This is a genomic window from Aliiruegeria lutimaris (genome assembly GCF_900099935.1).
GTDB lineage: Bacteria > Pseudomonadota > Alphaproteobacteria > Rhodobacterales > Rhodobacteraceae > Tropicimonas > Tropicimonas lutimaris.
Window position 1 is genome coordinate 15,135 of the sequence record NZ_FNEK01000055.1, and the last position, 19,559, is coordinate 34,693.

Here is a 19,559-nt window from a genome sequence, read left to right on the forward strand (position 1 = left end):
GGAGGATGGCTACTCATGAGCAAAACCGACACGATGGAGGTTGTTGAGCGGCGGGGCGGGATACTCGTTCATGTTGCCGAGTTACGGCACGTGCGCGAGTTCAACGTGCTGCTAGCCTTGTTGCTGGTCGGGTTCCTGATCAGCCTCGCGACACCATACTTTTTGACAACCAACAACCTGATGGGGGTGTTTCGCGCGTTTTCCTTAACCGCGATCATGAGCATCGGCATGGTCATGGTGATCATTACAGGTGGGATCGATCTTTCGGTCGGTTCTGCGATGGGGCTTGCGTCACTGGTGACGGCCTTGGCCTTTGAGGCCGGTTTTCCCACTGGAGCGGCGATCAGTGCAGGGTTGGCGACGGGTTTGGTCTTCGGTCTGACCAATGGGCTTCTCATCACCGCCATCGGGCTGCCACCTTTCATCGCCACGTTGGGCACGCTCAGCATCGGGCGTGGCCTTATGTACATGATCACTCACGGTGTGCCGGTCACGCCGGAAACGCCCGAGATCTTTTCTGTCCTGGGACAAGGCTATATTGGCCCGGTTCCGGTGCCGGTGGTCATCATGCTCGTGCTGATGATCGTCTTTGCGGTCATCATGCTTCGGACCCGATTTGGGCGGCATGTTTATGCCACAGGCGGCAATGAGCACGCGGCGAGGCTAAGCGGCGTTAAGGTCAATCGGGTCAAACTGACGGTCTACGTGCTGTCTTCCACGATCGCATCCATCGCAGGGATAATCGGATTTTCGCGCTACTTGTCGGCTGAGCCAGCCTCGGGCTTCGGCTCGGAACTCGACGTGATTGCCGCTGCTGCAATCGGTGGTGCCAGCCTTGCCGGCGGTGTCGGCTCGGTCACCGGTGCAGTGATCGGCGCGGCCCTTGTGGGCGTGATCGCCAACGGCGTGGTGCTTCTCAACATCAATACATATGCGCAGCAGGCCATTACCGGCGGCGTGATCCTGATCGCGGTCAGCCTGGACGTGCTGCGGAACCGACTGAGCGGAGGAGGAAACTAAGGGGAGGAACATTCATCGGTTCTGCTCCGGACGGACAGAACCCGGTCCAGATCTGGATCATCGAAAAAAGACGAATTCGGGCCCGAATACGGCCCACAGAGGAGGAAAAACAATGGGACTCTTTTTCAAATCTACACGTGCCGCATTGCTCGCACTTACGGCGCTGGCGGCCACCTCGGCGATCGCCAAGGACGCGGGTGACATCACCGTTGCCGTTGTTCCCAAAGTTGCCGTGCCGTTCTTTGACGACTGCAACACCGGTGCTCAAGAAGCCGCGGACGCGCTCGGCGTCAATTATCAATGGGTAGTACCTCAGAACACCCAAGGCTCTACGCAGGTGAAGATCATCGAGGACCTGATGGCGCGTCAGGTCGATGGTATCGCCATCTCGGTGAATGAGCCGAAATCGGTCGAGGGCATTATCAACCAGGCTGTCGAAGCCGGTATTGCAGTACTGACCTTTGACAGCGACAGCGCCAATTCGAACCGCTCGATGTATATCGGAACCATCAACGCCGAAGCCGGCGTGACGATGGGCAAGTCGATGGGCGAAGCCCTCGGCGGCAAGGGCAAAGTCGCAATCGTCACCGGTCAGCTTGGGGCCTCGAACCTCAACGAGCGGATTGATGGCGTGAAGAAGGCACTTGCCGAATACCCCGATATCGAGCTCGTAGCCATCGAGGGCACCGAAGACGATCTCGCTCGCGCCGTTTCGGTTACCGAGGCACTGCTGCGCGCAAATCCGGACCTGTCCGGCATCTTTGGTGTCAGCCAGGTCGGTGGCCCTGCCGTCGCCAAGGTACTGGCGCAGAGGGAATTCAACGACCGTGCCGACGCCCTCAAGGTGTTCGCGTTTGACGACCTTCCTGACACCATCAAGGGCGTCAACGAAGGCTACATCGACGGTATCATGGTTCAGCGCCCCGTAACTATGGGCAGGCTGGCTGTGGAGCATCTCGTGGCGCAGATCCAGGGTGAAGAGACCGATCCTCAGGATTTCGACACCGGTGTGACGGTGGTCAGCAAGGATAACCTCGACAGCTACACCAAGTAATCCTCCCGAAGCGTAGGTGGGCCCCTTCGGGGGCCCGCCGAACTTATCCAGATACAGAGCACCGGCATGTCCTTGTTCCTTGAAATGCACAACATCTCCAAGACCTTCCCGGGTGTGAAGGCTTTGGATCATGTCGATTTGAAACTGAACAGGGGCGAGGTGCATGCGCTTGCTGGCGAGAACGGCGCCGGAAAAAGCACCCTGATGAAGATCATGACCGGGGTCTATCGCGCCGATCCCGGCGGCTCGATCCTGGTTGAGGGCGAGGAAGTCACGATACACGATCCGGTGCATGCCCGGTCGCTTGGCATCAGCATCATTTACCAGGAACTGGCGGTGGTGAACAACCTGACCGTCGCCGAGAACATATTCCTGGCCCGGGAACCACGCGGCCCGACCGGCCTGCTCGACACACGCAAGATGAAGGCCGACGCGCGCGCTGTGCTGGAAGAGCTGGAAATGGATATCGATCCGGGTGCGATGGTCGGGCGGCTGAGTATCGGCCAGAAGCAGATGGTCGAAATCGCCCGCGCGATTTCCTATGAATCCAAGTTGTTGATCATGGATGAGCCCACGGCCTCGCTCAGCCACCACGAGACACAGACGCTGATGCGAATGGTCAAAAGGTTGTCGGGACAAGGGATTGGCGTCGTCTACATTTCGCACCGGCTCGACGAGATTTTCGAGATTTCCGATAGGATTACAGTGCTGCGCGATGGTGCTACCGTCGACACCCAGTTGATAGAGAACATGACCCGTGACCGGCTGGTTCTCAAGATGGTCGACAGAGAGCTATCGGAACTGTTCGGCGAGCACCTGTCGCATGCCAGCGACGAGGTGCTGCTGTCAGTGCGCGACCTCAGCCTGAAGCGTCCGACCACGCAGGGAGCGCGCGTTTCCGACGTGAGCTTTGATCTGCGCAAAGGCGAGGTTCTCGGATTCTTCGGACTGGTTGGGGCAGGGCGCACCGAGGTCATGGAGATGATCTTCGGTAGCCGCCCCTACTCCGGAGAGATCACGATCGAGGGAAAGAAGGTCGAGATTCACGACCCCTCGACGGCGATCGATCTCGGCATCGGGTTTGTTACCGAGGACCGTCAAGGCCAGGGTCTGGTTCTGGGTATGAACGTGCGCGAGAACTTCAGCCTGACGCATCTAAGTGACTATTGCAGCTTCGACTTTGTCCGGCGGCGTGAGGAAAAGGCGCGCTGCGTCGACTATATCAAGTCGCTGGCCATCAAGACGCCTGGAACAGAGGAAAAAGTGTTAAACCTGTCTGGTGGCAACCAGCAGAAGGTTGTGATTGCCAAGTGGGTGGCGCGCCGGCCCCGAATCCTGATCGTCGATGAGCCGACGCGGGGTATCGATATCGGCGCGAAAGCAGAGGTTCACACCTTGCTCAACGACCTCGCCGCCGAAGGCCTGTCGATCATCGTCGTCTCGTCGGACCTGCCCGAAATTCTCGCAATCAGCGATCGGGTCATCGTGCTCAGGGAAGGCAAGGTCACCGGCGAACTCACTCGAAGCGAGGCGACGCAGGAAGCCGTCATGCACGCGGCAACCGGTTGATCCGGTTGTCCGAAACAAGCCCGCGGTGTCACCGCGGCGGAAATTTGAGTCTCAAATATGGAGATCGAGATGACTAAACGTATCATGTTCACGGGCGGCAGCGGCAAGGCCGGCAAGCATGTGGTCCAATATCTTGTCGATGCCGGCTACCAGGTGCTCAATCTGGATACAAAGCCGCTCGACAACCCCAAGGTCCGCACCCTGATAACCGACATCACCGATAGCGGGCAGGTTTTCAACGCCCTGTCGAGCTACATGGGTCTGCACGAGTTCGACCCCTCGCTGCGGCCGCAACCGGTGGACGCCGTCGTGCATTTCGCCGCGATTCCGCGTATCATGCTGACGCCCGACAACGAGGTTTTCCGCATCAATACGATGGGAACCTACAATGTGATTGAAGCGGCTACCAAGCTCGGCATTCCCAAGGTCATCATCGCGTCTTCCGAAACCACTTACGGGTTGGTGTTTTCCAACGAACCGCGCAATCCGGTGCATTTCCCGCTGGAAGAGGATTATCCTGTCGATCCGATGGACAGCTACGCGCTCTCGAAAATCTGTAACGAGAAGACCGCAAAGGCGTTTGCCTTGCGCACCGGCACCGATATCTACGCCCTGCGCATTGGTAACGTGATAGAGCCGCATGAATACGACCTGTTTCCCAAGTGGTTCGCCGATCCGGGCTTCCGCAAGCGCATCACCTGGAGCTACATCGACGCGCGCGATCTGGGCCAGATCACAAAACTGGCGATCGAGAAAGATGGTCTCGGCTTCGAGATATTCAACGCCGCGAATGACGAGACATCGTCCGATCTGCCAACTCAGGAACTGATCGACCGCTTCTATGCCGGCACCCCAGTCATTCGCGAACTTGGCAAATACGAGGGGCTTCTGTCCAACCGCAAGGCCCGCGAAGTTCTCGGCTTCAGGGAGGAACATTCCTGGCGCAAATACGTAAAAACCGACTGATTGATCTCTGTGTTACCCAAAGTGGAGGGCGTTGATTGCGCCCTCCAATCGGTAGAGACGTCGCCTTAGCGTTTGGAAATTTTTGCCGCTTGTTCGGAGAAACGCGTTTCCGACATCGTAGACATTGAGTTATGCGTCGATTGTTTTTGGAACCCCTTTACGCAAACGGAAACGATATGAAATCGAAAGATCGCCTGCCTGACAAGAAGAGCAAGGTCACTGTCCGAGAGGTAGCCTTGCTCGCTCAAGTAAGCGAGACGACTGTTTCGAGAATCATGCGCAAAGAAGGATCGGTCGCCAACGAAACCCGTGAAAGGGTCATGAACGCGGTCCGTGAACTCGGTTATGTGCCAAATCGTCTGGCTGGCTCGCTTGCCTCCCTGAACACGAACCTGGTCGGTGTTCTTGTGCCGTCGCTGCAGAATATTGTGTTCCCGGAAGTCTTGCGGGGCATCCAGGCTGGTCTCAGCGGTAGCCACATGCAGGCCGTGACCAGTGTAACGGATTACGATTTCGCGACCGAAGAAAGCATGGTGCGCGGGCTTCTGGCGTGGAACCCGGCTGCGGTTCTGGTCACCGGCCTGAACCATAACGAAGCGACCAGCCGGATGCTTCGCCAGAGCTCAGGAAGGGTGGTGGAAATGATGGAAGTCGATTCCGAACCCATAGATGTTGCCGTCGGCATGTTTCACCGCAGCGCTGGCTACGAAACCGCACGGTACCTTCTGCAGAAGGGGTATCGGCATTTCGGTTACGTTGCTCATGATATCGGCCCGGACCGGCGGGCGCGGCTTCGGCACGAGGGAATGGCACAGGCGCTGTCGGAAGCCGGTCTCGGATTTATAGCGGAATCCCGGGCTGAAACGCCGAGTTCCATCGGGATCGGGAAGGTGATGACGGCACGGTTGCTGGAACGGGCCCCGGATGTGAAGGTTGCGATCTATTCGAACGACGACATGGCAGTTGGAGGTGTTTTCCATTGTATGGAGGCAGGCCTGTCGATCGGGTCAGACTTGTCCATCTTTGGGTTCAACGGGCTCGAGATCGGTCGCCATCTGCCGCAGCCATTGTCGACCATGCGGTCCAACAGGTTTCTGATCGGGAAGACCGCGATCGAACAGATATTGCAAAGTCCTGAGCGGCCCGCTGAACCGGTGCGTATCGATACCGGTTTCGAAATCGTCGAGGGGGCGACGGCATGATCGTCATTTGCCTCCACTCAACCCGGCAATTAACGAAGCCGACTGTCCGGCATTCGGCTCTTGGTAGATGAAAAGGAAGGATGACGCCAATGCACCCTGCAATTGTCAAAGGAAACATCGCTGTTGTCACCGGCGGCGCTTCCGGGATCGGCCTCGCGGCAGCGGCCCGGCTCGCTGAACAAGGGTTGAAGGTCTGTATCGCGGATCTTCCGGGTGAAGCGCTCGACGTGGCGAAAGCGACTCTGATCGCATCCGGTGTTGCTGCCGGAGACGTGATGACGCTGGCAACAGATGTTGCCGACTTGGAGCAGTTACGTGCGCTGGAGGCGCGAGTTTCTTCGGAACTTGGCCCTGTTAATGTGCTTATGAACAATGCTGGCATGCAGCCTGGCAGCTCGATCTTCGATGCCGAGGACAACTGGCAACGCATCATCGACGTCAACATGTGGGGCGTCATTCGCGGCTCGCAGGTATTTGCTCCCGGAATGATCGCCTCTGGTCTGCCGGGGTTGATCGTCAATACAGGATCCAAGCAGGGGATCACCACACCGCCAGGCGACCCCGCCTATAACGTCTCCAAGACGGGCGTGAAGGCTTTCACCGAAGCCCTGCAGCACGAATTGCGCAATCTCCCCGATTGCCGGGTCGAGGCACGGCTCTTCATCCCGGGCTTCGTATTCACGCCGCTCACTGCGCGTGGCCGGATTGAAAAGCCTGAGGGCGCGTGGACCCCGGAGCAGACCGTCAGCTTCCTGTTCGAGCGGATAGAGGCGGGAGATTTCTACATCCTCTGCCCGGACAATGAAGTCGACCGGCCCACAGATGAGAAGCGCATTGCCTGGGCCGCCGGCGACATCACCGAGAATCGCCCCCCGCTGTCGCGCTGGCATCCTGATTTTGACGCGGCTTTCCAGAAGTGGCTGAAGTCGTGAGCGGCACCGGCGTAGACAACTGATGGACTCTGATGATGTGACCGTCCTCCTTTGTGGGTCATGGTAGACCCACCTTGGCACATTGATGCCGTGGGGGACGGACAATCCCGAAGGAACGCTCGATCCTTCGCGAATGCCACATGGAAATCGGTCTCAGACGCGAGAAGAAACGGTCAGCTTGTCGCGGGTGGACGCCGCCAAATTCCGTCCCCGTGCGAACCCAGTGCGATCTGGGTTGCAGTATGGCGCAGTGCAACCAGTTGTAACTTGTTAATTTTAATGGTGGAGCCGATCGGGATCGAACCGACGACCTCGTCATTGCGAACGACGCGCTCTCCCAACTGAGCTACGGCCCCACGAGGGCCTCCAAATCGCTCAACCCGTGCCCGTTGTCAAGCGGGCTGATTGATGTTTTCGCGAATGAAAGCCTCGATTTGTCCGGCCGGACGTGCGCCCGATAGACGCGCCACTTCGCGTCCGTCCTGAAACAGGATCAGCATCGGGATTCCGCGGATGTTGTAGCGCACGGTTGCATCGGGGTTGCTTTGGGTATCGACCTTGATGAAACGCGCCTTTCCGCGCAGGGCCTGGGCGGCCTGGGCGAATTGCGGCGCCATCTGGCGACACGGGCCGCACCAAGGCGCCCAAAAATCGATCACGAGCGGAAGATCGTCCGTTCTGGCCGATTTCTCGGCATCACGAAAACCCATTTCCCGCACCTTTCCATCGGCCAGTTTCGCGCCGCAGGTTCCGCATTTCGGACCCGCGCCAATCTTCTCTGCGGGGACCCGGTTCGTGGTGCCACATTCGTGGCAGGTGAGTTTCAGACTGGCACCCATCTGGCCGCTCCTTATACATTCTCGTTTTCGAATACATAGTGGTCAGGCGGAAGAATCCAAGCCCTTCGAGGATCTTGCCGGTCGTTGTGGCCGGACTTGTACCCGGGGAGACCATTTCGAGGCCGCTCCGTTCGTCCACCTGAGGCCGACGTCGAGCCATCCGGTACCGCTCGCCGCAGGGTCGCGCATTAACGTCGCAGTTTGCGTTGAATCAATTCCGTTCGCGGAAATCCATGACAATGTCCGGCCGGGGAGGCCAAAAGAGCCAAGCAGGAGATACCCATGCCGCCATCTGCACAGGTGATCGAGAGTGTCCGGGAGAGTTTCGATGAACTGCGTCCGTATCTCGAACCAACATCGTTACAATTCTACGAAGCGCTCTTTGAACGTGCGCCAGAGCTACGCAGTTTGTTCCGCGAGGATCTGAGAGCGCAGGGGATGCGCTTCATGAATACGCTTGGCCTGATCCTGGCCGATATGGAGCATCCCGGCGAACCTTCGGTCGACTATGCCGAGCTTGGAAAGCTGCACACGACACTCGGAATTCACAAGGCCCATTTCGAGCCGATGCAGGAAGCGCTGATCGATACTTTGCGAGCCACGACGGGCGAGCGGCTGACGCCGGAACTCGAAGCGGCCTGGCGCGAGTCCTTCGAGGCCTTTGCGGACAAGCTTATCGAAGCCGGCAACATCCCGGATTGATTGCTCACCCTGGCATGACCTAAACCCGGCTCCCCGTGATTGGCCGGGTTTTCCATGCGCCTATGCCACACCCGCAAGCTTGAGAGTCGCGGTTTTCAGGGTCTGGAGCATTTCGAGCAGGTGCGCCCGGTCCGTCGCCGTGCTTTTCGATGCCTTGACCATCCGCTGAACGAAATCCGCAAGCTGTGTCGTCGTCAGGCCATTCGCCTCGATCTCGGAGGCATAAGGCTTCAGGATCGTGGCGATCAGGCCACGGACCTGCGCATATGAGGCGTCGATTTCTTCCTCGCTGATCTGGTTGAAGCCCTCGACGAGATCGGCGGCGTTCGGACTTTCTGACAGCAGATCGAATGCGGCCACGGCGATCCGGTCGAAGACCAGGTCGAGCCGGTCGCCCAACGCGGGCTTTTCTTCCAGCCCGGCCTCGATTTCACAGTAGGCCCTATCCGCGAAATAGCGGATCAACGCGCGCAGGATCTCGTCCTTGTTGCGATAGGCGTTGTAGAGCGTCTGACGCGAGATGCCTGCTTCCTGCGAAATATCGTTCATGCTGGTGCGCTTCACGCCATAGCGCATGAACAACGTGGTCGCGGCGTCCAGGATATTTCTCTCTCTCTCGTTCATGCCACACATCTTGACAATCAAACGCCGAGTGTCAATATGGACAAATATACGAATAGTGTCCAATATGGCAAGGCAAGGAACATGTGCATGTCCAGTGATCGAAGCGCGTTCGGAAAAGACACGACCGCCGACGAAGTGCTCGCAGGGATCGACCTGTCGGGGAAAACGGCCCTGGTGACCGGGGGATCGTCGGGGATCGGTGCCGAAACGGCCCGGGCGTTGGCGGCGAAGGGCGCAAAGGTGATCATCACCGCGCGCGACATGGCCAAGGCCCGGAACGTTGTTAACGGGATCCGCGCGGCAAGCGGGGCCGAGATCGCGGTCGAGACGCTTGAACTGGGCAATATCGACTCCATCCGGACTTTCGCCGAGCGGATCCTCGCGCGGGGCGAAAAGATCGACCTGCTGATCAACAATGCCGGCATCATGGCCTGTCCGCAGGGGCAGACGGATGATGGCTTCGAGCTGCAATTCGGCTCCAACCACCTGGGCCATTTCCTGATGACCAACCTCATCGCGCCTGCGCTGGCCGATGTCGGGCGGGTTGTTTCGCTCTCCTCCTCTGCGCATCGCATGTCGCCGGTCGTGTTCGACGACATCCAGTTCGAGAGGCGCGACTATGACAAATGGGCCGCCTACGGGCAGGCTAAGACGGCCAATGCGCTTTTCGCGCTTGGGCTTAACCGCCGGCTGACGGGGCGAGCAATCGAAGCCTTCGCCGTGCATCCCGGCGCGATCCACACGGATCTCCAGCGCCACTTGACGGAGGATGACGCACGTCTTTTTGCCGAGCTGGAGAAGGCCTACACCATCCAGTGGAAAACGATCCCGGCCGGGGCGGCGACCTCGGTCTATGCCGCCACGGCACCCGAGCTTGCCGGAAAGGGCGGGGCGTTCCTGGCCGATTGCGGGATCTGGCCTGTCAATGACGCAGATGGCTTTGGCGATGGCGTTCGCAGCTGGGCGATCGACGCCGAGGCGGCGGAACGGCTCTGGCACGTCTCGGAGGAAATGCTTGGTCAGGCATTTGTCTACTAGGCTTCATTCGGAACCGGTTCGGAGGACGGTTCCCCCTGTCCTCCGGACGATTCTCGGTTTTCGCCCTCTTTCCGAGCAGTTTCCGCTGGTGCAGGCCGGCTGGTCCGAAATGCATGCGCTTCGCTCTTGAAACCGGTTTCGATTTGGCCGCATCACTGTTGGAACGACCCGGAGAGCGCCGACATGACCAAAGCCGCCAATAAATTTGCTGCCAAACTCGACACGCTGCTGGACCAGATCTATCCGCAGAGCGATATTCCCGCGCTGCGGCAGGAGATCCTCGAAGCCTTCTGGCCGGAAGGAACCGTGTACCGCACGCGCGCGCGACCGCCGGGCAACAACATGTGGGACGAGACCGATACGCTCGTCATCACCTATGGAAATTCCATCGTCGATGGCGTGCACAAGCCGCTGGACCTTTTGCGACATTTTCTGGAGCAGAATGTCGCCGGTGTCATCAGCGGCGTGCATATCCTGCCCTTCTTCCCGTTCACGTCTGATGACGGCTTCGCAGTTACCGATTACCGGGTGGTCAACAGCGCGTTGGGAAGCTGGTCGGACATCACCCGTATCTCCGAAGAGTTCAAGCTGATGTCGGACCTGGTGTTGAACCATGTCTCCAGCTTCTCGACCTGGTTCCAGGAATACCGGCAGGGGCACCCGCCCTTTGACAGGTTCTTCTTCGAGGCCTCGCCCGATGACGACCTGAGCGAGGTTGTGCGCCCGCGCACCTCGCCGCTGTTGCGCAAGGTCGATACCGCGATGGGCGAGCGCTATGTGTGGTGTACTTTCAGCAACGACCAGGTGGACCTCGATTTCACCAACCCCGAAGTGCTGCTCGAATTCCTGCGTGTCATGCGGCTGCATATCGACAATGGCGTGCGGATCATCCGGCTCGATGCCGTGGCCTTCATCTGGAAGGAGATCGGCACCAACTGCATCCACCTGCCACAGACTCACGCCATCGTCCGCCTGATGCGGCTGCTGTTCGACTATGCCGACGAACGGGTCGTGCTGCTGACCGAAACCAATGTGCCCAATACCGAGAACCTCTCCTATTTCGGCAATATGAACGAGGCGCATGCGATCTATAACTTCTCGCTGCCGCCGCTGATCCTGCATGCGCTTCTTAACGGGACGGCGCGCGAGTTGAACCGCTGGCAGATGGCCATGCCGCCGGCGCAACTCGGCTGTGCCTATCTCAATTTCACCGCCAGCCATGACGGCATCGGCATGCGCCCGGTCGAGGGGTTGCTCAGTCCGGAGGAGACCGACGAGATCGTCGATGCGGTTCGCTCCTTTGGCGGGCTGGTCTCCATGCGGTCCATGTCGGACGGCACGCAGAAGCCCTATGAGCTGAACATCACCTGGTTCGACGCGATGAAGGGCACGACCAAGGGCGAGGACGAATGGCAGCTGGAGCGGTTCCTGTGTTCGCAGACAATCGTCATGGCGCTGGAAGGCTTGCCGGCCTTCTATATCCACGCCTTGCTCGGCACGCCGAATGACCGCGAAGGCGTCGAGAAAACCGGGGTCAACCGGGCGATCAACCGCCATCGCTGGGATTATGACGAGTTGCGTGAGAAGCTCGCCGATAGCGAGAGCACGCAGTCGCGTGTGCTGGAGGCGATGAAGCAGCGGATCGGTATCCGTGTGAAACAGAAGGCGTTCCATCCGAACGCGACCCAGTTCACGCTGCACCTGGGTGAGGAGCTTTTCGGCTTCTGGCGCCAGAGCCTTGACCGCGCCCAGTCGATGTTTGCCATCCACAATATGACCGACCAGGAAATCCGCCTGCCCGTGCATTCGATCAACCTGATTGGCGGCGAGAACTGGCTGGACCTGATTTCCAGGGAACAGATCTCCCCGTCCAACGGCGAAATCGTCTTTGCGCCCTACCAATGCCGCTGGATCACGAACCGGGAAGGTACTGGGCGGACGAAACGGCCGGGGCGGAACCTGGGTAATCGCAAGGCGTCCCCGCCGACATCCGGCGCCGACTGGTAGCCTCTGTGCGAACGGCGACCTTCCGGTTCGGGCCGGAAGGCCGCTTTCCATTCCGTTCCGTCAGAGGCCAACTGGCCGACCGTCGCCAGCACTGTGCGGGAGCAAAACTCTGGCGGCTACAGTAATTCTCTCCCTTTTGGGAGGATCCAAAGGTTCACTCCTTGCGGCAACCGAGCCCCCAGTCGTCGCTGCACCATGTCTTCAAGCGCGCACTGTCGGCGTCTTCCCACCCCTCCGGATCGGTGACGGCGACCCAGGGTTCTATATAGTCCCTGGCTGCATAATTATGGCCGAAACCGCTTGGAACACCCAAGGCCAGAGCCATGTCGAGCGCCAGTTGCAGTTGGGTGACCACGGGGATGAACCGCATCTCGGGCGAAACATCTGGCGCCCTCGGCTCGCGCATCCATTCTGGCGCGCGCCAGACAGAAGCCGGTTCATAGAAGACGATCGCGTCCGAGGCATGTTGAAGGAATACGACACGTAGATTGCCCCAAGGGCCGTCGGAGCGGTCGAGCCCACCGAACTGCGAGGCAAAGCGGACGAGTTGGCCATTGCCCACTTTCGGCAGCACGTAGGGGCTGTCGGGATTGCGGGCCATGACGGCGCGTCTCCACAATTGGGACGGGAAGGGCGGGCCGGTCCACAGGGCACCATCTACCGGGTCGTTGATGACCCGGTAGATGTCCATCGAATACATCGAAGACCACGCGCCCAGGCTGATACCGTGCAAGTAGAAACGGGGGCGCGTTTCCGGCGGCAGAGTTTTCCAGTGATCGTAGATCGTCCGCATCGCGGCGGTTGCCTGGTCCAGCCCCGACTGGGTTTCGAAAATCAGCGCCAGCGGCGATTGCAGGTAGGAGTACTGCACTGCCACCGTGGCGATATCGCCATCATGCATGAATTCCAGCGGCTCGTGGCCACCCGGATCCAACCAGCCGGTGCCAGTCGGGCTCGCCACGATCAGGACCTTCCGATCGAAGGCGCCCAGCCGTTGCAACTCCTTCAGGGCCAGTTCCGCCCGGACAACCGGATCGGCGTCCTGCGCACGACCGACATAGACCCGGATCGGGTCCTTCGCGGGGCGGCCAGTGAAGGCTGAAATCGCCTTCGCGTCCGGCCCCTCCAGCACGAAATTGCGCCCCGGCTGTCCCATTGCCCCCCAATCGACATGAGAGGCCGGGCTGCCGGGCAGACGGTCCCCTGTTGGTGCCGGCGGCGCGTCGGCAAAAAGATCCTGCGCCGTCTCATAGGACTCATCGGCCACGTGGAAGCCCCACTCGATGACCCCATCCCGTGTCACCAGGAAGACGATGGTGATCGCCAGGGCGAGCCCCAGCACATTCGCCGTCCGCATCGGCATGACCCGGTAAAGGCGGTAGCGGAGCAGGTCGAAAAGCATCTGGATCGCCCAACCGATCAGGTAGCAGACCAGGAAGACCGCAAGCGCGACGACAATGATCGCGACGGTGCTGAAATCCTCGATCGGTTCCAGCCCGAACCGTGACCGAATGGAGTCCTGCCATGCGGCCGCGTGGACCAAAGTCCAGACAAGCACGGTGATTACTGGTGTTGCGATCAGCAGATGCGCGATTCTGCCGGCGCGTCCGGAGAGGCTTGGCAATTCAATTCCGCGCCAGGCTGCCAGAAAGAGTTGCCCGATCATGTAGCCGATTGCGGTTACCAGTCCCGCCAGGACACCTTGGAAAAGCCAGGGGCGCGGGATCAACGAAGGCGTCAGCGACGCTGCGAAAAACGACAGTCCCAGCAGGAGCGGCAACACAGCCAGTCCGGCCAGCCGCGACCCCGAGGCGTCTGGCCTCTGCTCAACTGGTGGGCGAGAAATCTTCGTCACGCGAACCTCCCGATCGTCAAACTCTTCGATGCTTCAACCCATGCGCCGGGTGCTGCCCCAACCTAGACCAGATCGAATCTACCTGACACGCAAATTCCGAGCTATGGCCCGATCCATTGACAGGATCTCGCGCGTTCTAAACTATTCTCTGCGCTTGCTGATCCGTTGCCCGGCGGGAGATGTGTACATCACCGTGGGGGGATGGTTTCGGTCCTCTGCCGGTAGACGCGGTCGTGTTTCAGGGACCGCCACAGCCATTCGGTGAAGATGGTGTCGAGGAACCGACCCTTGGTTTGTTTGAAATTGTGCACAGGACGCGAACGTCCGGAATTGTGCGCCGCTCCGCTGCATTTAAGACTATTGCCGGGCGGCAGCTAAGGGCCGTTCGCGATCGTTAAACATACGCCATCCTTGCTTAGCATCTCGGTGCGATCAACAGCAGGAAAGCGTAGGCTGCCGCCTCAACTACAAGTCTTGGCAAGGTTCGAACACGACTTGGCCTTCGCATCTCCCCGCTCAGTCCACCGTCCTTGCCCCAGCCCGGATTGCACCCGTCCTTCTATATCAGCAGTGAATGAAACAACGCTGCTGAGCATGACATGACCAAGAGCCCGACCGCCGCCTTCCTGACCACCGCCATCGAGCACTCGGGCCTGACGCAGCGGGAGATCGCGCAACGCGCGGGATTTGCAAAGCCGAACGTGCTCTCGATGATGAAGAGCGGCGAGACCAAGGTCCCGATCGAACGCATTCCCGCGCTTGCCGAAGCCTGCGATGCAGACCCGGTCGACTTTGCCCGTATCGCCCTGCTCGAGTACTATCCCGAGATCTGGGGCACGTTGAACCTGGTCTTCGATCCCAAGCTCACCGATCGCGACATCTTGGTTCTTCAGATCCTTCGGTAGGCCGATCCCGAGGGCGAGATCCTTTGGATGAAGCCCGACCTGCAGATGTTGGTCTACATGTTCAAATACATGCTGAATTGGATGCATCACACCGGCGAAGTGGCTCCGAAGTAGGGAAAGGCTGTGCCCCCGCCAGATCACGAAGTCCTAGGTGGGGGCGGCTGCCTATGGAGGCTGTCCCGGCGCGCGGCGTCAGCAGGACGTCCAATCCTTGGAGTTGACCGGCTGATCAGGGGGGCGAACGGAATGCATATGTACGGCATAAGCATGGCATATCGGATTCCGCAATTCTGAGCTTGAACCTGCCCCGCGCCGCTACGCAGCCAACAGGTCGCTCTCCAGCTTGGCGAACATCGTCAGGTCTTCCTCGGCGCTATCGAAGAGGTGCCCATAGGTGTCCATCGTCATGCCGATAGTGGCGTGGCCAAGCAGGGTCTGGATCTTCTTGGGGTTCCAGCCCTGCTCGATGAAGAGCGAGGCAGCGGCGTGGCGCAGGGTTTGCACGGCGAATTTCGGCTCGCCCTTGGTGTCGACGATCCCGTTCCCGACCAGCATCGGCTTGAAGAGCCTCGCAGATCATGTCGAAGCGCATCTGGCGGGAATGGATGGTGTTGCGGTTCCGAGGCTGATCGGCGAACTGGATCCCGTTGTCCGTCAATATCGTGTGGACCCAGTAGGGAACCACCTCCAACAGGTGTTCCAGGAACTCCCACGCCGTCCGCCTGTCGGCCTTTTCAACCAGTTGGGTGACCGCGAACTTGCAGGTCCGATCGGTGGCAACGAAAAGATATAGCTTGCCGCTGGGTGTCGACACAGAAAAAGCTGAAGCATCCTTCAAGAACGGCGTCCTGACGGTCACGGTTCCCAAGACCGAAGAGGCACAGGCCAAGTTGAAACGTATAGAGGTCAAGCCGGCCTGACCCGTGCCTGGAGGGCGTGATCGTGAACGCAACCTGATTATTCTGTGGTTCTGGCACGATTGAGATTGCGCCGAGAACGCTCCACCGGCTGGGTGTCGTTGGAGCCGTTTTTGTTTTTGAATGCGATCTAATAATTTGTATTTATGTGATTAATATGGCCATCTCGAGTGCTCACAAATTTGTTATTGGAAGGTCTTGAAATCTGAAAACTTGCTTCCAACTTTCTGCGTCATTGGCACTCCGTAAGCACGAGTGCCAGCGGCATGAAACGCAAATGGAGGAACGTTCGACATGGCTTTCAAACCACTACATGACAGGGTTCTCGTGCGCCGTATCGAAAGCGATGAGAAGACCGCGGGCGGTCTGATCATTCCCGATACCGCCAAGGAAAAGCCCGCCGAGGGCATGATCGTTGCAGTGGGCGAGGGCGCCCGCAAGGACAGCGGCGAGCTGATCCCGATGTCCGTCAAGGAAGGTGACAAGGTTCTGTTCGGCAAGTGGTCCGGCACCGAGATCAAGCTCGATGGCGAGGAACTGCTGATCATGAAGGAAAGCGACATCCTCGGGATTATTGCCGAGGACACTGTCGCCAAGGCCGCCTGAGTGTTGAAACGAAAATAGAGGAGGAACAAGCCCAATGTCTGCAAAGGACGTTAAGTTCGAATCCGACGCCCGGCACAAGATGCTGCGCGGCGTCAATATCTTGGCCGACGCTGTCAAAGTGACCCTCGGCCCGAAAGGCCGCAATGTGGTCATCGACAAGTCCTTCGGTGCCCCGCGCATCACAAAGGATGGTGTTACGGTCGCCAAGGAAATCGAACTGGAAGACAAGTTCGAGAACATGGGCGCCCAAATGGTGAAAGAAGTCGCTTCCCGCACCAACGAGGAGGCTGGCGATGGCACCACCACCGCGACGGTTCTGGCGCAGGCCATTGTGCGCGAGGGGCTGAAATCCGTTTCTGCCGGCATGAACCCGATGGACATCAAGCGTGGCATCGACATGGCGGTGACATCCGTAATCGAAGAGATCAAGAAGGCCGCACGCGATGTGAAGGACACTGACGAGATTGCCCAGATCGGTACCGTTTCTGCCAATGGCGAGGCCGAGATCGGCCGCCAGATTGCTGAAGCGATGCAGAAGGTCGGCAACGAGGGTGTCATCACCGTCGAAGAGAACAAGGGCCTGGAGACTGAGACCGAGGTCGTCGAAGGGATGCAGTTCGACCGTGGCTACCTCTCGCCGTATTTCGTCACCAACCCGGAAAAGATGACGACGGAGCTCGAGGACGCCTACGTCTTGCTGCATGAGAAGAAGCTCTCCTCGCTGCAGCCGATGGTGCCGCTGCTGGAAACGGTTATCCAGTCAGGCAAGCCGCTCGTCATTATCGCTGAAGACGTCGAAGGCGAAGCGCTCGCCACGCTCGTCGTTAACAAGCTGCGAGGCGGCCTGAAGATTGCTGCCGTGAAGGCTCCGGGCTTCGGCGACCGTCGCAAGGCCATGCTGCAGGACATCGCAGTCCTGACCGGTGGTCAGGTCATCTCCGAGGATCTCGGCATGAAACTGGAGAATGTCTCCGTCGACATGCTCGGCATCGCCAGGAAGGTCTCCATCACCAAGGACGAAACCACCATCGTCGAAGGACATGGCGAAAAGGCTGAGATCCAGGCGCGATGCAAACAGATCAAGCAGCAGATCGAGGAAACCAGCTCGGATTACGACCGCGAGAAGCTGCAGGAACGCCTAGCCAAGTTGGCCGGTGGCGTTGCCGTCATCCGCGTCGGTGGCATGACCGAGGTCGAGGTTAAAGAGCGCAAGGACCGCGTGGACGATGCCCTGAACGCTACTCGTGCAGCGGTTCAAGAAGGTATCGTGGTCGGCGGTGGTGTAGCGCTCGTGCAGGCGTCCAAGGCGTTGAACGGTCTGACCGGAGCGAACCCGGACCAGAACGCGGGCATTTCCATCGTGCGCAAGGCACTCGAAGCGCCGTTGCGCCAGATCGCCGAGAATGCCGGTGTCGACGGTTCGGTTGTTGCTGGCAAGATCCGCGAGAGCAAGGACCTCACTTTCGGCTTCAACGCCCAGACCGAAGAATATGGCGACATGTTCAAGTTCGGCGTGATCGACCCGGCCAAGGTTGTCCGCACTGCGTTGGAAGACGCCGCTTCCGTGGCCGGCCTGCTGATCACTACCGAGGCCATGGTCGCTGACAAGCCTGAACCGAAGAATGCGGCCGGTGCTGGTGCCGGCATGCCCGATATGAGCGGTATGATGTAGGCCAATGAGCCGTGGAAAGGGGAGATCTCCTCTTTCCACTTCCTGATACCTGTTGTTACGTGAAGCGTTGAAACAGCAATATGTCCTCCTGCGATAGAATAAGCACTCGTTTTGGGGGCGGTGCCACAAAAAGCATCTGTGCCTTTGTCAGCCGACGCCACCCCCTGATAACAATTTGTTTTTATTGAAAACTCTTTTCGATCTGGCAAACTCGACCTGTTAACAGCGACAGGAGACGACATGGAGGGAAACGAAACCGAGTTGATGCTTGCCGGATACGGGCTGACGACGGCGGAATTTTTCTACCGGATGCCCGACTTCAGGAACGTGCTGAATACGTTCGTCTGGCAAGAATACGATCTTGCTCCAGACCACCCGCGCCTTTTCCGCTTCATCGAGTATTGGCAGGAGGAAATCGAGGGCCCCTTACATTCGGTTCGCTTCGTGCATCGCAAACAGATCGCCCCCGGCGAATGGCGCAACGTCGAAGGCGAATTCCGCTTGAACTGACGGTTTGACTAAGGTCAGGAACGCGAGCGCTTTGAGCAAAACAACAAATTCGAAGCATGAAGTGCGAGTGGCCGGTCATGACCGACTTCGGCATATAAGGCGTTTGTCGGCGCACTGGGGCGTCTGCACCGAAAAGGCGCTGGCTAGGCAAGCACTTGCTAACACATGCACTTATTTTAACCCGGGCCGCGAGCGCCTATGGCCCGCGGCCCGAACCAAAAAGGCTGGGTCAGAGGTTGTATTGTTCCCGTGCGTAGTCTCCCAGACCGACGTCGTCGAGCCGGGATAGCGGGGCGAGGAACGTCACCTGAATGACGCCCGGTGCGCGGCCGATCTCTATTGCGCCGTTGACCGTGGCGCGGTTGCGAACCTCCGCGACAGTCATCGCCAGCAGCGTCGCTGCGCGCTCCAACCCGTTGTCGATCGCCGCGTTCATGTTTGCCGCCGTTCCGATAACCGAGACCGGCGCCATCGGCTCGATTTCGGACACACCCCATTTCCTGGCAAGACGCTGGCCTTTGGCCTTCTCGGCCGGGGTGAACGGTCGGGCCAGCGGCGGCAGATCCTCTTCGAGCGGGAACAGCACCGGACCATCCAGTGGGTAGTTCTTCACCACCTCGACCTGAAGCGTCACGCTGCCGGCGACATCCATCGTGTGCCCGGCGATCTCGCCATCCCCCTGGCCGGCGTGCATGTCACCCATGTAGATGCCCGCGCCCTTGACCTTGACCGGGCAGATCAAAATCGCGCCTGCGCGCACGGCGTCGATGTCCATGTGGCCGTCGGTCTTGTGCTCGGCCAGTTGTTCGGCGGTGATCGCATAGGCGTGGGGCGCGCCGACCAGGAAAGAGAGGTGGCTCGGTTTGTCTGAACAGGTTGAAGCCGTTTTCTAAGTGTATGTTCCGCTCAGTTATGCCGCGACCGGGATTGGCCGGGGCAGGTTGAGATATGCCTGATCGGGCGTTTGCCCGTCCAGCGATGAATGCGGTCTCCGCGTGTTGTAGAAGGCCAGGTATCGGGCGAGGCCCGCGCGAGCCTCGGAGACGCTGTCATAGGCGTGCAGGTAGACCTCTTCATACTTAATCGTCCTCCAGAGACGCTCGACGAATACGTTGTCGCGCCAGGCGCCTTTTCCATCCAT

Annotated in this window: 20 protein-coding genes, 1 tRNA gene and 1 pseudogene; 14 read left to right on the plus strand and 8 right to left on the minus strand. The window is 59.2% G+C overall.

All coding sequences use genetic code 11. The features are described 5' to 3' along the window. The first annotated feature begins 15 nt into the window (after nt 1-15). The 6 genes from BLR85_RS20210 (at nt 16) to BLR85_RS20235 (ending at nt 6,743) form a co-directional block, all read left to right on the plus strand. Complete coding sequence (locus tag BLR85_RS20210; protein WP_093161477.1) at nt 16-1,020, plus strand: ABC transporter permease; 1,005 nt, start codon at nt 16-18, stop codon at nt 1,018-1,020. Nucleotides 1,021-1,132: 112 nt separating this feature from the next. Then, on the plus strand, nt 1,133-2,074 hold the full coding sequence (locus BLR85_RS20215; RefSeq protein ID WP_093161483.1) for a sugar-binding protein: 942 nt from the start codon (nt 1,133-1,135) through the stop codon (nt 2,072-2,074). A gap of 66 nt (nt 2,075-2,140) precedes the next feature. Continuing rightward, nucleotides 2,141-3,643, plus strand: a complete 1,503-nt coding sequence (locus tag BLR85_RS20220) for a sugar ABC transporter ATP-binding protein (protein WP_093161486.1) — start codon at nt 2,141-2,143, stop codon at nt 3,641-3,643. A gap of 69 nt (nt 3,644-3,712) precedes the next feature. Next, entirely contained in the window at nt 3,713-4,609 is an 897-nt protein-coding gene (locus BLR85_RS20225; RefSeq protein ID WP_093161529.1) for an NAD-dependent epimerase/dehydratase family protein, read from the plus strand. A gap of 131 nt (nt 4,610-4,740) precedes the next feature. Next, nucleotides 4,741-5,811, plus strand: coding sequence for a LacI family DNA-binding transcriptional regulator (locus tag BLR85_RS20230; protein ID WP_212635118.1), 1,071 nt, complete (start codon nt 4,741-4,743; stop codon nt 5,809-5,811). Nucleotides 5,812-5,900: 89 nt separating this feature from the next. After that, nucleotides 5,901-6,743 carry an SDR family NAD(P)-dependent oxidoreductase gene (locus BLR85_RS20235; RefSeq protein WP_212635119.1) on the plus strand — a complete coding sequence of 281 codons (843 nt, stop codon included), beginning with the start codon at nt 5,901-5,903 and terminating at the stop codon, nt 6,741-6,743. A 280-nt stretch (nt 6,744-7,023) separates the two neighbouring features. Here the strand turns inward: BLR85_RS20235 and BLR85_RS20240 are convergent. Next, nucleotides 7,024-7,099: transfer RNA gene (locus BLR85_RS20240), tRNA-Ala, on the minus strand. A 36-nt stretch (nt 7,100-7,135) separates the two neighbouring features. Continuing rightward, entirely contained in the window at nt 7,136-7,582 is a 447-nt protein-coding gene (gene trxC / locus BLR85_RS20245) for a thioredoxin TrxC (RefSeq protein WP_093161495.1), read from the minus strand. Nucleotides 7,583-7,864: 282 nt separating this feature from the next. Between trxC and BLR85_RS20250 the strand changes: the two genes are divergently transcribed. Further along, complete coding sequence (locus tag BLR85_RS20250; protein ID WP_093161498.1) at nt 7,865-8,284, plus strand: globin domain-containing protein; 420 nt, start codon at nt 7,865-7,867, stop codon at nt 8,282-8,284. A gap of 60 nt (nt 8,285-8,344) precedes the next feature. Here the strand turns inward: BLR85_RS20250 and BLR85_RS20255 are convergent, their stop codons facing one another. Further along, on the minus strand, nt 8,345-8,908 hold the full coding sequence (locus BLR85_RS20255) for a TetR/AcrR family transcriptional regulator (RefSeq protein WP_093161501.1): 564 nt from the start codon (nt 8,906-8,908) through the stop codon (nt 8,345-8,347). Between the two features lie 87 nt (nt 8,909-8,995). Between BLR85_RS20255 and BLR85_RS20260 the strand changes: the two genes are divergently transcribed. Both BLR85_RS20260 and BLR85_RS20265 read left to right on the plus strand, forming a co-directional pair. Then, on the plus strand, nt 8,996-9,946 hold the full coding sequence (locus tag BLR85_RS20260) for an SDR family NAD(P)-dependent oxidoreductase (protein ID WP_093161504.1): 951 nt from the start codon (nt 8,996-8,998) through the stop codon (nt 9,944-9,946). A gap of 183 nt (nt 9,947-10,129) precedes the next feature. Next, nucleotides 10,130-11,953, plus strand: a complete 1,824-nt coding sequence (locus BLR85_RS20265) for a sugar phosphorylase (RefSeq protein ID WP_093161507.1) — start codon at nt 10,130-10,132, stop codon at nt 11,951-11,953. Nucleotides 11,954-12,107: 154 nt separating this feature from the next. On the opposite strand, the gene BLR85_RS20270 is transcribed toward BLR85_RS20265, so the two are convergent. Beyond that, nucleotides 12,108-13,808, minus strand: a complete 1,701-nt coding sequence (locus BLR85_RS20270; protein WP_244520806.1) for an alpha/beta hydrolase — start codon at nt 13,806-13,808, stop codon at nt 12,108-12,110. A gap of 599 nt (nt 13,809-14,407) precedes the next feature. On the opposite strand from BLR85_RS20270, the gene BLR85_RS20275 reads away from it, so the two are divergent. Then, a complete protein-coding gene (locus BLR85_RS20275; RefSeq protein ID WP_093161510.1) occupies nt 14,408-14,713 on the plus strand; it encodes a helix-turn-helix domain-containing protein in 306 nt (101 codons plus the stop codon). Nucleotides 14,714-15,028: 315 nt separating this feature from the next. Here BLR85_RS20275 and BLR85_RS20280 read toward each other — a convergent pair whose 3' ends face one another. Together BLR85_RS20280 and BLR85_RS29965 are read right to left on the minus strand one after the other, a co-directional pair. Next, entirely contained in the window at nt 15,029-15,268 is a 240-nt protein-coding gene (locus tag BLR85_RS20280; RefSeq protein WP_244520807.1) for a tyrosine-type recombinase/integrase, read from the minus strand. Between the two features lie 73 nt (nt 15,269-15,341). Beyond that, nucleotides 15,342-15,527, minus strand: a pseudogene (locus BLR85_RS29965) (IS481 family transposase); the annotation flags it as partial. Here BLR85_RS29965 and BLR85_RS20290 point away from each other — a divergent pair. The 4 genes from BLR85_RS20290 (at nt 15,487) to BLR85_RS20305 (ending at nt 18,418) form a co-directional block, all read left to right on the plus strand. Next, nucleotides 15,487-15,633 carry an Hsp20/alpha crystallin family protein gene (locus BLR85_RS20290; RefSeq protein ID WP_244520808.1) on the plus strand — a complete coding sequence of 49 codons (147 nt, stop codon included), beginning with the start codon at nt 15,487-15,489 and terminating at the stop codon, nt 15,631-15,633. The pseudogene BLR85_RS29965 and the gene BLR85_RS20290 overlap by 41 nt on opposite strands. Nucleotides 15,634-15,924: 291 nt before the next feature. Beyond that, complete coding sequence (gene groES, locus BLR85_RS20295) at nt 15,925-16,236, plus strand: co-chaperone GroES (protein WP_093161516.1); 312 nt, start codon at nt 15,925-15,927, stop codon at nt 16,234-16,236. Between the two features lie 34 nt (nt 16,237-16,270). Further along, nucleotides 16,271-17,908: a chaperonin GroEL gene (gene groL, locus BLR85_RS20300; protein ID WP_093161519.1), complete on the plus strand. Its 1,638-nt coding sequence runs from the start codon at nt 16,271-16,273 to the stop codon at nt 17,906-17,908. Nucleotides 17,909-18,148: 240 nt separating this feature from the next. After that, nucleotides 18,149-18,418 (plus strand): usg protein, encoded by a 270-nt coding sequence (locus BLR85_RS20305; RefSeq protein ID WP_093161522.1) that lies wholly within the window; start codon nt 18,149-18,151, stop codon nt 18,416-18,418. Between the two features lie 229 nt (nt 18,419-18,647). On the opposite strand, the gene BLR85_RS20310 is transcribed toward BLR85_RS20305, so the two are convergent. Beyond that, the gene (locus BLR85_RS20310; protein ID WP_342028802.1) at nt 18,648-19,262 is read right to left on the minus strand and encodes an acetamidase/formamidase family protein; all 615 of its coding nucleotides are present in this window, start codon (nt 19,260-19,262) and stop codon (nt 18,648-18,650) included. 66 nt (nt 19,263-19,328) lie between these two features. Beyond that, nucleotides 19,329-19,559: integrase core domain-containing protein (locus BLR85_RS20315; RefSeq protein ID WP_139188478.1), on the minus strand; the 231-nt coding region annotated here is incomplete at its 5' end.

Excerpts from the sequence above, each read along its gene's own strand:
- BLR85_RS20260 (WP_093161504.1), top strand. The coding sequence starts at position 8,996 with ATGTCCAGTGATCGAAGCGCGTTCGGAAAAGACACGACCGCCGACGAA.
- BLR85_RS20275 (WP_093161510.1), top strand. The coding sequence starts at position 14,408 with ATGACCAAGAGCCCGACCGCCGCCTTCCTGACCACCGCCATCGAGCAC.
- BLR85_RS20255 (WP_093161501.1), bottom strand. The coding sequence starts at position 8,908 with ATGAACGAGAGAGAGAGAAATATCCTGGACGCCGCGACCACGTTGTTC.
- BLR85_RS20280 (WP_244520807.1), bottom strand. The coding sequence starts at position 15,268 with ATGCTGGTCGGGAACGGGATCGTCGACACCAAGGGCGAGCCGAAATTC.
- groL (WP_093161519.1), top strand. The coding sequence starts at position 16,271 with ATGTCTGCAAAGGACGTTAAGTTCGAATCCGACGCCCGGCACAAGATG.
- groES (WP_093161516.1), top strand. The coding sequence starts at position 15,925 with ATGGCTTTCAAACCACTACATGACAGGGTTCTCGTGCGCCGTATCGAA.
- BLR85_RS20235 (WP_212635119.1), top strand. The coding sequence starts at position 5,901 with ATGCACCCTGCAATTGTCAAAGGAAACATCGCTGTTGTCACCGGCGGC.
- BLR85_RS20225 (WP_093161529.1), top strand. The coding sequence starts at position 3,713 with ATGACTAAACGTATCATGTTCACGGGCGGCAGCGGCAAGGCCGGCAAG.
- BLR85_RS20215 (WP_093161483.1), top strand. The coding sequence starts at position 1,133 with ATGGGACTCTTTTTCAAATCTACACGTGCCGCATTGCTCGCACTTACG.
- BLR85_RS20220 (WP_093161486.1), top strand. The coding sequence starts at position 2,141 with ATGTCCTTGTTCCTTGAAATGCACAACATCTCCAAGACCTTCCCGGGT.
- BLR85_RS20230 (WP_212635118.1), top strand. The coding sequence starts at position 4,741 with ATGCGTCGATTGTTTTTGGAACCCCTTTACGCAAACGGAAACGATATG.
- trxC (WP_093161495.1), bottom strand. The coding sequence starts at position 7,582 with ATGGGTGCCAGTCTGAAACTCACCTGCCACGAATGTGGCACCACGAAC.
- BLR85_RS20250 (WP_093161498.1), top strand. The coding sequence starts at position 7,865 with ATGCCGCCATCTGCACAGGTGATCGAGAGTGTCCGGGAGAGTTTCGAT.
- BLR85_RS20210 (WP_093161477.1), top strand. The coding sequence starts at position 16 with ATGAGCAAAACCGACACGATGGAGGTTGTTGAGCGGCGGGGCGGGATA.
- BLR85_RS20265 (WP_093161507.1), top strand. The coding sequence starts at position 10,130 with ATGACCAAAGCCGCCAATAAATTTGCTGCCAAACTCGACACGCTGCTG.
- BLR85_RS20305 (WP_093161522.1), top strand. The coding sequence starts at position 18,149 with ATGGAGGGAAACGAAACCGAGTTGATGCTTGCCGGATACGGGCTGACG.